The sequence below is a fragment of the Parashewanella sp. 2304DJ23-3 genome (genome assembly GCF_056591695.1).
The window spans coordinates 432,565-445,763 of the sequence record NZ_JBWQOH010000002.1; the positions used below are offsets into that span (position 1 = coordinate 432,565).

Consider the following 13,199-nt stretch of genomic DNA (forward strand, 5'->3'; position numbering starts at 1 on the left):
TTGCAATTGTTGCTTGGACCCTTGCTATGTCTGTCTTTGTGTTTTTTAGATATTCGCAAACTACAGCGCTTCCTCATTGGGCTTCAACTGAAGCCGACATTAAAGTTTTTGCCATTTACATTGGCATTATTTTAGGCTGTCTCCATTGGTTATCCAACCTCATTGTAGACTTTAGCTTTGTCTCTAAACTCACCTATTTAGCCACTCTTTTTGTTAAAGGCATTCTGCTTCTTGGCGGAGCTGTCGGTATCGCCGGTTTCATGCAGTTTATTGAGTTATGGGAAGTCCATAACCGAATGACCACTCTATGGCATATTGAGGCGACGAACATCATACAATCTAGCGCTTTTCATTTACTTCTGATCTATATGATCGTCGTCAGATTGTCATTGGCTTTTATTGAACAAATGGGTTTACTTGTTGGCCCAAAAGAATTGATCAATATCGCTTTGGGTAAATATCATCGTCCAAGATACGAACAGCGTTTATTTATGTATTTGGATATGACTAACTCTACCGCTCATGCAGAACAACTTGGAGATTACCGTTTCAGCTGTTTAATTCAAGATTGCTTTAGATTGTTATCTGATCCAGTTACAGATAATAATGCCGACATTTATCGATACATGGGAGATGCGGTTTTAATTCATTGGTCACTTAAAGACGGCGTCGAAGAAGATCGTTGTATCAACTTATACACCGAATTTAATCAAATTCTAAAATGGCAAGGTAACTTCTTCAAACAAAAATATGGCCTAGTTCCACAGTTCAAAGCTGCAGTTCATTGTGGTCAAGTCGTTACAGCTGTTGTTGGTGTGCAAAAACAAGAAATTAGCTTTTTCAGTGACGTATTGAATACCCTAGCACGCTTGCAAGATAAGTGTGGTCCACTTAAACAGAAGTTGCTGATCTCAGCAGCCGTAGCCATTCGCTTACAACAAGTTTCTGATATTAAATTAATTGATCTAGGTATGGTAAAACTGAAAGGTAAGCAACATTCAATGCAAGTATTCGCAGTAGAAGACAAAGAAATCAAACAGTAAAGAATAAGATAAAATGAGAAAATACCTTATTAAATAATACTGTTTGAATCAATTTGCTATTCGATGGATAGGGATAGCTTATTTCAGTAACCCTTTAATCTCTTCCCCTAATGTCCGAAAAGTACGAATTCGACTCGACGTCTGGCGCCAAGTAATTCCGATATCACGATATGGTGCCTCCCCCGGAGGCATGAGTACTTGTAAATCCGTATTGTGTAAAATGCCAGAGTCGATAGCCATTTGCGGTAAAAAGGTTGCGCCAAGCTTACTGTTCACCATTTGCACGAGTGTATGTAAACTTGTTGCGGAAAACGGATGGACTTTCTTACTATCTTGTAACTGACATGCACTGACCGCATGTCCCGTAATGCAGTGCTCTTTCTGCAGTAGAAAAATACTATTATCTGGCATCGCTTTGTAATCTAACGGTTCAACAAGACCACCAGCAAACTGCTCATGAACAATCATTTTAAATGGGTCTTTGCCTAGCGCCATGCTATGAAAGCTGCCTGTATCTACAGGTAAAGCCAAAATAAGAAGATCTAAGGTTCCTTCGCCCAATGCTAATAACAACTGCTCTGTAGTATCTTCTTTAATTTGTAATTCTAGATTGGGATACTTCTCTTGGCAGACAGTTAATAAGCGGCTCACTAAAAAAGGCGCAATGGTCGGGATACAGCCAACTTTCAACTCTCCAGCCATTGGCTCTGATTGTAATTGTACGTACTCCATCAAATCTGTGACGTCAGCTAGGAGCTCTTTTGCTCGACCAACCACTTCTTCGCCTGTTGGAGTAAACATAAACGACTTATGATCACGCTCAATAAGTTGCTGCCCTAGTAGTTCTTCTAAGTTTTGGATGCCAGTCGATAATGTTGATTGGCTGACAAAACAAGCTTTAGCGGCTCGATTAAAGTTCTGTTCATGATGCAAGTGCACCAAATAGTATAAATTCTTTAAACTGGGTAAATTTTTCATAAACAACTCTAATCTACATTGTTAAGTTTTTGAGACAATATTGCTTCATTTTACACTTAAACTCATGTATTTCTTTGCAGCAGGATCAATACTGAGTATCATGCGGAAATAGATTTTAAGTTTTAGCGTAACTTTACGAGGTAAAAAATGGCGAATACTGATTTGGACGTAATTTTAGATCTAAATACATTGGAGCAATACTGTAACGCCATTGGTGCCGCAACTCTACTTAAAAGCGTCGTTTTATTCGAACAACTTCTGCCTGAATACTTAGATAACTTAGAAAAAGCGAATGAGTCGAGTGATAAAGATACCTTATGTTCTGAAGCTCATAAGTTTAAAGGCGCAGCAGGTTCTGTCGGCCTAAAGCGTATTCAGCAGTTCGCTCAAAAGTTACAACATGGTGAAGAAGCATCATGGCAGCTAGAAAAAGATTACTGGCTGGGCACTATTCTTGAAAATGCTGCTCATGATTTACAGCAGTTAAAGCAATACCTTGAATCAAAATCATAGATTTATTCATAGCCCTGCATACACGCAGGGCTAACCCGAATAACAATTCACAAATTTAATTTAATCTATATATTTACTTCTTCTAATTTTATTTCACAAAAACACCTTAATATCGATAAGTAACATCATAAATCATCCAATTCCTGCAACAAAACTACAAAAAAAGTACATTAAAACTACATTATCGTTCTCATGATAAGTTGACCTACGTCACATTAGGCTATATTTTGGTCGAGCCTATCGCATAAATAGTGCATTCAGGAGCATATAAATGGAGTAATTGATGAGTTTATATCACCCAAGTTTTGAAAAAGAGAACTGCGGATTTGGACTAATCGCCCAAATGGACGGTGAAGCCTGCCATAAAATTGTAGAGCTTGCAGTTCAAAGTTTAGATAAATTAAAACACAGAGGTGGTATTGCAGCAGATGGAAAAACAGGAGATGGTTGCGGAATTTTAATGCAAACCCCTACTGATTTTTTCACTGAAATCGCCGAAAAAAATAACTGGCACCTTAGCCGAAAATTTGCTGTTGGCGTCATATTTTTAAGTAAAGACCCACTAAAAGCTGACCTCGCAAAACAAAAACTCGAAGATGAACTGACAAAAGAAACATTAAGCATCGCAGGTTGGAGACAGGTACCTGTAGATCGTGATGTCTTAGGAGAAATTGCCGCAGAATCAGAACCACAGATTGTCCAAGTTTTAATTAACTCTCCTATTGGTTGGCGAGTAAAGGATCTCGAACGTAGATTGTATATGGCAAGACGCCGTATAGAGCAATCTATAACCGATGATCCAGACTTTTATATTGCCAGCTTATCTGGACAAGTTATCGTTTATAAAGGTCTAATGATGCCTGCAGATCTTGATAAATATTATCCTGATCTTAAAGATTCAAAGCTTAAAAGCTCAATTTGTTTATTTCATCAACGCTTTTCAACAAACACTAATCCCAAGTGGCCGTTAGCTCAGCCATTTAGATACCTTGCACACAATGGTGAGATTAATACCATCACAGGTAATCGACAATGGATAAAGGCCCGTTCATATAAATTCCACTCCCCATTATTGCCCGATTTACAACAAGCTCGTCCTTTTGTGAATCAATCAGGATCTGACTCATCATCCCTTGATAATATGCTCGATATGCTCCTGTGTGGTGGGATGGATCTTTATCGAGCTATGCGCCTATTAATTCCGCCAGCTTGGCAATCTAATCCTGAAATGGATGAAGAGCTGAAAGCTTTTTATGATTTTAATTCCATGCATATGGAGCCTTGGGACGGTCCTGCGGGTGTTGTGATGACAAACGGTCGTTACGCTGCCTGTTCGGTTGATAGAAATGGCTTACGTCCTTCGAGATATATCATCACTTCAGATCGCATTCTCACTGTATCTTCAGAAGTTGGAATTTGGGATTACAAAGACAGTGACGTAGTAGCTAAAGGAAGAATTGGCCCTGGTGAACTTTTGGTCATTGACACCATGAGCGGTAAGCTATTTCAATCTTTTGAAATCGATAATGATTTAAAACGCCGCCACCCATATAAAGAGTGGATAAAGGAACACAACACTGTTTTAATACCCGCAGAAGACATTCCTGAAGAAGCTCAAGGCCATAGTGAAATGGCGTCAGGAACATTGCTTCAATATCAAAAGCTCTTTGGTTACACCAAAGAAGAGCTCGAGCAAGTCATCTGGCCAATTGCAGCTAATGCGCAAGAAGCTACAGGTTCTATGGGCGATGATACACCGATCGCAGTGCTGTCACTCAAGCCACGATCGATTTATGATTATTTCAGGCAAAAATTTGCTCAAGTCACGAATCCCCCTATCGACCCATTGCGTGAAAAGCATGTAATGTCTTTGGCAACCTGCGCAGGTCGTGAGCAAAACTTATTTAATGAAACAACCGGTCACGCTTATCGAGTAATGTTCAACTCCCCTATCCTTCTTTATAGCGACTTTAGTCAGCTTAAAGAATTGAATCCGAGTTATTACCGCCACGATACAGTTAGTCTCTCTTATTCAGAAGAAGAGGGGTTGAAATCGGCGTTGAACAGGATTGCTGAAAGAGCACAAAAGCTGGCATTTGGTGGTACAACACTCCTCATTCTGTCAGACAGAGTAACCGAGCAAGACAAGCTTATTATCCCAGCGGTCTTGGCTGTTGGTTTAATCCATAAGACGCTTGTTGATAACAACTTGCGTTGCGATACAAACATTATTGTCGAAACTGGTAGCACCAAAGATCCTCACCACTTTGCTGTACTACTCGGATTTGGTGCAACTGCTATTTACCCTTATCTCGTATATGAATCACTTGCTGCTATGGCACAAGTCAGGCAAAAGCCAATCACTCAGTTAAACCTTGATTACCGAACAGGTATCGAAAAAGGTTTGCGAAAGATCATGTCGAAAATGGGAATTAGTTCGGTTAGCTCGTACCGTTGTAGCCAACAATTTGAAGTCATCGGCCTTAACCAAGAAGTCGTCGACTTATGCCTTAACGGTGCTTGTAGCCGAGTTGAAGGTATAGGCTTTGATGACGTTTCCAAGTCCCAACAAGCGCTTTATCGCTTATCTAAAAAAGATTTCTTACCACTGCCTCAAGGCGGGCAGCTCAAATATGTTAATGATGGTGAATATCACTGCTTTAATCCTGATGTAGTGATGACACTACATTCTGCATTGCGTAATCAAAGTTATGTCGAATACCAAAAATTCAGTGCACTTGTCGATAAACGACCAACAGCAACGCTTAGAGATCTTTTAAAGATCAATTGGACTGATTCGCCAACCGATATCAACCAAGTAGAAGAGGCAAGTAATTTATACTCTCGTTTTGACACCGCTGCAATGAGTATTGGTGCCTTAAGTCCTGAAGCACACGAAGCGTTAGCCGTTGCGATGAATCGCTTGGGCGGACGATCTAATTCCGGTGAAGGTGGTGAGGATTCTGCAAGGTTTAACACCAAGCGTAATTCAGCGATAAAGCAAATTGCCTCAGGCCGATTTGGCGTAACAGCAGAATACCTTATTAATGCAGAAGTGCTGCAAATTAAAATGGCGCAAGGTGCTAAACCAGGGGAAGGTGGTCAACTCCCAGGTCATAAAGTCAGCGTTGAAATAGCAAAGCTGAGGCATGCAAAGCCAGGTGTTACTTTAATCTCACCGCCACCACATCATGATATTTATTCGATAGAAGATCTCGCTCAGCTGATTTTCGATTTAAAACAGATCAATCCTAAGGCATTGGTATCAGTTAAACTGGTCGCTACACCAGGAATTGGCACGATTGCAGTAGGTGTAGCAAAAGCTTATGCCGATATGATCACTGTTTCTGGGTACGATGGTGGTACAGGGGCAAGCCCACTTACCTCTGTAAAATATGCAGGAAGCCCTTGGGAACTTGGTCTTGCAGAAGTCCATCAGACTTTAGTAAAAAATGGAGTCAGGCATAAAATTCGTCTCCAAGTGGATGGTGGTTTAAAAACAGCAAAAGATATCATCAAAGCAACGCTTTTAGGTGCTGAAAGCTTTGGTTTTGGCACTGTTCCAATGCTCGCACTGGGTTGTAAGTACTTACGTATTTGTCACTTAAATAATTGTGCGACAGGGATTGCAACTCAAGATAAAACACTGAGAGAAAAGCATTATCATGGAGAACCTGAAAGGGTAATGCAATATTTTGAATTTCTTGCTCAAGATCTGCGTGAGCAAATTTCAAAGTTGGGGGAAACATCACTCGAAAGCTTAGTTGGTCGAAGTGAGCTGCTAAGCCAACATGAAGCAGAGCATACGAATCATCAACAACTTGAACTCAATCAAATCTTAGGCAAAGAGGCTCCAGTACAAAATAAACCGATCACTTGGAGCGAGACCAATCCACCAAAAGATATCGGTGAAATGAATCAAATGCTTTTGAAAGCATGCAAACAAGTCATTGAAAAAAACTCCAGCTTCATCGGCCATTTTAGTATCAAAAACACCGACCGTTCTGTAGGTGCAAGCTTGGCTGGTTATATTGCTCAGCAAAAGCATCCGAATCAAAATCAACTCCATCTCAAACTCTGTTTTAAAGGCAGTGCAGGACAAAGCTTTGGTGTATGGAACACTAATGGGATGAGCCTCTACCTTTGTGGAGACAGTAACGATTATGTTGGTAAGGGAATGTCCGGTGGGAAAATAGCAATTCAACCACCCGTCGATAGTCGGTTTGCCAGTGAAGAAGCCACCATCATTGGCAACACATGCTTATATGGTGCTACAGGGGGCGAACTTTACGCTGCAGGACAAGCGGGTGAACGCTTTGCGGTAAGAAACTCAGGCGCCATTGCCGTAGTTGAGGGCGTAGGCGATAACGCTTGCGAATATATGACTGGTGGCACTGTTGTTGTGCTCGGACAAACGGGTGTGAATTTTGGTGCAGGTATGACTGGCGGTTTCGCTTATGTGTTCGATCAATTTGGGCAATTTAATCAAAGAGTCAACAACGAATTAGTTGAGTATGTGCCACTCACCCATAAAGGCCATCAAGAATTTCTCAAGCAACTCATTAAGTTGCATGCCATAGAAACTAATAGCGAACACGCCAAACATATCATTGAAGAATTTGAGCATTGGAAAAATTGTTTTGTATTAGTCAAACCCAAACAAGCTGACATCAATGATCTTTTAGTTTTTGATCCTAAAGATTCACTGCTCATCATGAGACAAGGATAAGGTGACAACTATGAATAATGATTTCCAATTTATAGAAATAAATCGTCACCTTGCTGATAAAAGAGACATTCAACAAAGGCAAACAGAATTTGTTGAAATTTATCGCCCGAATCAAAAGCAACAAATTGAGTCTCAGGCATCCCGCTGCTTAGATTGTGGTAATCCATATTGTGAGTGGAAATGCCCACTGCATAATTACATCCCAAACTGGCTTCAGCTGATTTCAGAAAACCGCTTGATGGAAGCCGCAGACTTAGTTCATCAAACGAATAGCCTTCCGGAAGTGTGCGGGCGTGTATGCCCACAAGATAGGCTATGCGAAGGCGCCTGTACGCTTAACGACGATTTTGGGGCAGTGACGATTGGTAATATTGAACGCTACATTACTGATACCGCCATAAAACAAGGTTGGAAGCCTGACTTATCTCACGTTCAAAGTCGGCCAGAAAATGTTGCGATTATTGGTGCTGGCCCTGCTGGACTTGCCTGTGCTGATGTACTTGCTCGAAATGGTATTACTGCAACAGTATACGATAAGTATCCTGAGATCGGAGGATTACTCACCTACGGAATTCCGGCATTCAAGCTAGAAAAGTCGATTATCCAGCACAGACGTAAAATCCTCGAAGGGATGGGGGTTAAGTTTCAGCTTAACACTCAAATTGGTTTAGATATCAGCTTTGATGATATCGCGGACTCTCATGACGCTGTGTTTCTGGGACTTGGAACCTACAAGGCTATCATTGCCAATATTCCTAATGAAAATGCGCAAGGCGTCTATCAAGCCTTACCTTATTTAATTGCTAACACTAAGAAAATTCTTAATCAATCATCTGAAGAATACCCATTTATTGATTTAAAAGATCGAAATGTCGTCGTGCTGGGTGGCGGCGATACTTCAATGGATTGTGTCCGAACAGCGGTTAGGCAAGGTGCCAGAAAAATAACCTTACTCTACCGTCGTGACGAATCCAGCATGCCTGGGTCAGCAAATGAAGTTGCTAATGCCAAAGAAGAAGGTGTTAATTTCATCTTTAACCATCAGCCAATAGAAATAAAAGTGAACAATGGTAAAGTTTCAGGGGTTGAATGTTTACAAACTCATTTAGAGTTTGAAGAAGGAAATCCACGCCCTAGTTTCAAAATGATCGAAGATTCAAACCAATTGATAGAAGCTGATGCTGTTATTGTGGCTTTTGGCTTTCAACCTAATCCGACAGATTGGATGAAACAACACGGTATTGAATTAGACATCAAAGATAGAGTTGTGGTTAATCGTCACCAATATGCTTATCAGACTTCAAACCCCAAAGTGTTCTCTGGTGGTGACATGGTTCGAGGTGCAGATCTTGTTGTTACTGCAATTGATGAAGGAAGAAAGGCGGCGATTGGCATTTTAGAATTCTTAAACTAAATAAAGTTAACTCGCATCTCTACACATTTTAAAATTTATTAATGGCAATGAGATGCGAGATGTAAGTGTATATTTATCTAAAGAGCTTCCGTCCCTTCTTTGTCTTTCTACAGGTATTGTTCGTATGAGCTCTAAAGAGCACCTCATTTCGTCGCCCTCTATGTCATCTTTAGTATTGAATGAAAAGCTCACACCTTCGATACATTGAACCTCTTCATTTAAATTTTTCATCAAGGATATTATTTGAGACGTCCAAACTTGCTCTTCGAAATATGATAAACATAACCCAAGTCCTGTTGAGTAGACCTTTGAAAATTGATCGTCTCCTACAGCTTCTTTGATGCTTACCAACATTTCATTAACTGCTTTACTATACTCAATATCTTCTTGAGTCGTTTCATTTGCATATTGCAAACTAAAATCAACAGTTTGCTTTGAGTCCGAACCAACTTTCTTTTCCAATATTAAAGCCTTTTCAATACTTAAATATCTAAAGTATAGATAACAAGAGATTCAAATGTTAATCCAGACTTTTAGCTCTCATCATTTACCTGTAAAATTAAACTAATAATTTCACCTCAAGGCCATAAAATGAAAATCGGTGTAATCGGCGCTATGGAGCCGGAAGTTGTTCACTTAATTGAAGCATTAGAAAACACACAAACTCAAACTATTGCAGGCATTGAATTTGTCACTGGTCAGTACTCAAATCATGAGATCATTATTACTCGTTCAGGCATTGGTAAAGTTGCAGCAAGTATGGCTACAACTTTACTCATCCAAATGTTTAATCCCGAAAAAATCGTAAATACGGGATCCGCAGGCGGTTTTGTTGATGATCTTGATATTGGCGATATTGTTGTTTCATCTGAAGTTCGCCATCATGATGCTGATCTTACTGCTTTTGGCTATGAAATCGGTCAGCTACCGCAAAATCCAGCAGCATTTAAAGCTGATGAGCATTTATTACACCTAACTCAAGGCGCAATTGAAAAAGTTGGACAAGTAAAATCTAAGCTTGGCTTAATCTGTTCAGGCGATACCTTTGTATGCGATCCAGAGCGTACAAAAACAATGTTAGCCAACTTCCCAACTATGGCTGCTTGTGAAATGGAAGGCGCAGCGATTGCTCAGGTTTGTCATAAATTCAATATTCCTTTCGTTGTTATCCGTTCTTTGTCTGACAACGCCAATAGTGACTCAGCTGTTGATTTTGATTCCTACATTGTGAAAGCTGGCCATCATTCTGCATTGGTTGTACTAGCATTAATGGAGTTACTTTAAGTCTAAGTAAAGGAATAATAGTGAGCCAATGTTTGATACTTTTTTAAGAACAATACAAACGGATTTAGCCTTTTATCAAAACATTGGCTTGTTACTTTTGATGGTGATTTTATCTGCATTAATAAGAATCCCTCGAAAATATCAGCCTTTATATTTTTACATCGAAATGGCGAAAAGGTTTTCGTCAAAAGTGAATAGACCTCAACGTTCAACTCAACAAAAAGCCATTGCAGGTAGCCTTTCATCCATTTTCCTTGTATTTCCAATTTGGTTTATTATTTCTTTTTTTATCGAATTAGCCGCATTTCCATTCTTTTTTGAAGCCTTGATACTCTTTATCTGTCTTGCCGATAACGGGGTTATAAGAGAGTCTAGACGCATTGCAGTACTCATTCACGATGGTAATACCGATTCAGCTAAACACAGCCTTTCTCTTTGGTGTCAACGAGAAACAACCAATTTATCTCCAGTTGGTTTGAGTAAAGCCTGTATTGAAAAGATGGCACAAGTTTCAAGCACATCGAGCAGTCTGGTTATATTTAGCTTTTTAGTCGGTGGTATTGATGCCGTTATGCTTACAACGCTGTTAAAGCAACTTGATTATGCTTGGCCAAGAGCTAACTCAGCATTTAAATCGTTCTCAGCACTACCATTCTTAATTAACCAGATCATTTTTGTTATTCCATACTCTGTTTATCTCCTACTTTTTTCTGTAACTAATATTAAAGCTCTCGAACAACTGTTGCGCTCAGTTGCACATAAAACAAAATATGGCGTGTATTCAAAAGTGATTGAGTTAACTGCGATTAAACTTGACGTTGAACTCGGCGGACCACGAATATATCAGCAGCAGAAGCATTTAACGCCTAAATTTAAATATGGGGCTCATCCAACCCCTCAAAATATCATTCAAGCACAGCAAAAATTTAGTTCAATGAATGTATTGATGATTGGTGGAATCATGATTTATTTATTCAGTCATTTCGTTCTCTCATTAAAGTCTTTTTAATGATATAACGTTTGTCATAAAAACATGATAAAACTGAATAGACAAATGGAGATTGTGAAGCCAATTTAGATTAACTATGCTATAGACTCACCAGAATAAAGAGGAGAAAAAGTGGGACAAGAAACCATCAACAATCTCTTTTTCATTGGCGCTACACTTATTGCTATCAGTGTCATGCTCAGCCCTGTTTCTTCCCGACTCGGTGTTCCTATCTTATTAGTGTTTCTGGTTGTTGGTATGATGGCTGGAGTGGACGGTGTCGGCGGCATTCATTTTGATGACTTCTCGCTTGCATACATCATAAGTAATTTAGCACTTGCAATAATTTTACTCGATGGTGGTATGCGGACACGTGTTGCCAGTTTTAAAGTTGCTCTCTGGCCAGCCCTATCATTAGCAACAATAGGTGTTGCCCTTACAACATTACTTACGGGCTTACTCGCAAAGTGGCTCTTTGATCTAACTCTCTTACAAGGCTTATTGATTGGTGCAATTGTAGGCTCTACTGATGCTGCTGTGGTGTTTTCACTTTTAAAAGGAAGAAGCATAAACGAAAGAGTTGGTGCCACGTTAGAAATTGAATCTGGTAGTAATGATCCAATGGCGGTGTTTTTAACTGTAACTCTCATCAGCTTACTTTCTACACTTGGGCAAGAGCACACAGCTTGGATGCTGGTCTGGAATTTCTTTAAACACTTTTCAGTAGGGATTGGTCTTGGTTTTGGTGGCGGATGGTTACTATGGCAACTGATTAATCATACTCAATTAGATGAAGGTTTATATTCGATTTTAGCAATAAGTGGTGGCTTGATTATCTATGCTATTAGCACGGATTTAGGTGGAAGTGGCATCTTATCGATTTACCTTACAGGCCTTATTCTAGGTAACAACCCAACGAGAGGCAAACATGCCATTTTAAATGTATTAGATGGTATGACATGGATGAGTCAGATTGGTATGTTCCTAATACTTGGTTTGCTTCTAACTCCTTCATCATTAAATGACATCATCATTCCAGGCCTAGTATTAGCCTTTGGAATGATCTTCTTCGCACGCCCAATTTCAGTATGGATCAGTCTTGCTCCGTTCAAACACTTTAGTAAACGTCAAAGATGGTTCATCTCATGGGTAGGACTTCGAGGCGCTGTACCTATTATCCTGGCCGTATTCCCGATGATGGCAGGACTTCCTAATGCACAACTATATTTCAATATTGCCTTCTTCGTTGTATTAGTTTCATTAATCGTACAAGGCACTTCACTGAACTTCGCTTCTAAACTAGCAAAGGTAGAGTTACCACCAAAACCCGAACCGATATCACGGGCCGGTGTAGAAATATACCCTAAATCTGAGTGGGAAATTTTTGTTTACAAACTGGGCCCACAAAAGTGGTGCATCGGAGAACCATTAAAAAAGCTTGAAATGCCTGATGAAACAAGGGTTATTGCTTTGTTCCGAGATAATAGTTTATTGCACCCGAAAGGGAGTACGGAATTAGAAGTCGATGACACACTTTGTGTATTAGGTATGCCAAAGCACTTAAATCTTCTCAGTGAGCTATTCAGCCAGCCTCCAGAGTCTAAATCATCACAAGATCCAACTCGCTTCTTAGGTGATTTCTTTATAGACCCCGAAATCAAGCTTGCTGATCTTGCTCCACTTTATGCATTCGAACTTGATGAAGAAAGTAGAGACTGGAGAGTACATGAGCTTATCACTTCAATCGTTGGCGATTCTCCAGTAAAAGGTGACCAATTTAGATGGAAATCATTGCGCTGGATTGTGGCAGAGGCCGAAGAACACCAAATAAAGAGTGTTGGTATCCAACTTCCTAAATAAAGTACAGTTTATTCTTATTAAGGCGCTTAAACCTTTATTAAATATTCTGATGAGGTTTTAATCGACTTGATGTCTGTGGTATACAGGTAAAACATTTAAAGCTATCAGTCTGTTCTTAAGAGTAAAAAGTAACATCGTATAAAAGGTAATTCACTTAAGAACCTCCGTCTATATAGAACCAAATCACAACTTACTCCCCCTCTAAAAATAATGCACTCTCTGAATATTTAGATTAAATAATTGCAGAGAAGCATTCATACAAGAGCGAAGTTTCTGTGTTTAGTCAGATAAGCTCTCTGCATTATTAAAAGCGAAAGTAGCTATACTTCAGGCCTAGAGGATCGCATTGCGATGCCTTATGTAAGAGGTGTTCTAATTTTATTAATCGGC

Annotated in this window: 9 protein-coding genes; 7 read left to right on the forward strand and 2 right to left on the reverse strand. The window is 39.7% G+C overall.

Translation table 11 applies throughout. From position 1 onward, the window contains the following. Positions 1 to 26: 26 nt before the first annotated feature. Positions 27 to 1,043 carry an adenylate/guanylate cyclase domain-containing protein gene (locus AC1EU2_RS07890; protein ID WP_480297618.1) on the forward strand — a complete coding sequence of 339 codons (1,017 nt, stop codon included), beginning with the start codon at positions 27 to 29 and terminating at the stop codon, positions 1,041 to 1,043. Between the two features lie 78 nt (positions 1,044 to 1,121). Here AC1EU2_RS07890 and AC1EU2_RS07895 read toward each other — a convergent pair whose 3' ends face one another. Then, positions 1,122 to 2,021 (reverse strand): hydrogen peroxide-inducible genes activator, encoded by a 900-nt coding sequence (locus tag AC1EU2_RS07895; protein ID WP_480297620.1) that lies wholly within the window; start codon positions 2,019 to 2,021, stop codon positions 1,122 to 1,124. A gap of 147 nt (positions 2,022 to 2,168) precedes the next feature. On the opposite strand from AC1EU2_RS07895, the gene AC1EU2_RS07900 reads away from it, so the two are divergent. From AC1EU2_RS07900 to AC1EU2_RS07910, 3 genes are all read left to right on the forward strand, one after another. Next, the gene (locus tag AC1EU2_RS07900; RefSeq protein WP_129946734.1) at positions 2,169 to 2,534 is read left to right on the forward strand and encodes an Hpt domain-containing protein; all 366 of its coding nucleotides are present in this window, start codon (positions 2,169 to 2,171) and stop codon (positions 2,532 to 2,534) included. A gap of 283 nt (positions 2,535 to 2,817) precedes the next feature. Continuing rightward, positions 2,818 to 7,263, forward strand: coding sequence for a glutamate synthase large subunit (gltB, locus tag AC1EU2_RS07905; protein ID WP_480297621.1), 4,446 nt, complete (start codon positions 2,818 to 2,820; stop codon positions 7,261 to 7,263). A 10-nt stretch (positions 7,264 to 7,273) separates the two neighbouring features. Further along, on the forward strand, positions 7,274 to 8,677 hold the full coding sequence (locus AC1EU2_RS07910) for an FAD-dependent oxidoreductase (protein WP_480297622.1): 1,404 nt from the start codon (positions 7,274 to 7,276) through the stop codon (positions 8,675 to 8,677). Positions 8,678 to 8,683: 6 nt separating this feature from the next. Here AC1EU2_RS07910 and AC1EU2_RS07915 read toward each other — a convergent pair whose 3' ends face one another. Then, positions 8,684 to 9,139, reverse strand: coding sequence for a hypothetical protein (locus tag AC1EU2_RS07915; protein ID WP_480297624.1), 456 nt, complete (start codon positions 9,137 to 9,139; stop codon positions 8,684 to 8,686). Positions 9,140 to 9,268: 129 nt separating this feature from the next. Here AC1EU2_RS07915 and AC1EU2_RS07920 point away from each other — a divergent pair, with 129 nt between their 5' ends. The 3 genes from AC1EU2_RS07920 (at position 9,269) to AC1EU2_RS07930 (ending at position 12,809) form a co-directional block, all read left to right on the forward strand. Beyond that, the gene (locus AC1EU2_RS07920; RefSeq protein WP_480297625.1) at positions 9,269 to 9,961 is read left to right on the forward strand and encodes a 5'-methylthioadenosine/adenosylhomocysteine nucleosidase; all 693 of its coding nucleotides are present in this window, start codon (positions 9,269 to 9,271) and stop codon (positions 9,959 to 9,961) included. Positions 9,962 to 9,989: 28 nt separating this feature from the next. Then, entirely contained in the window at positions 9,990 to 10,970 is a 981-nt protein-coding gene (locus AC1EU2_RS07925; RefSeq protein ID WP_480297626.1) for a cobalamin biosynthesis protein, read from the forward strand. 111 nt (positions 10,971 to 11,081) lie between these two features. Then, a complete protein-coding gene (locus tag AC1EU2_RS07930) occupies positions 11,082 to 12,809 on the forward strand; it encodes a potassium/proton antiporter (protein WP_480297628.1) in 1,728 nt (575 codons plus the stop codon). Positions 12,810 to 13,199 lie beyond the last annotated feature (390 nt).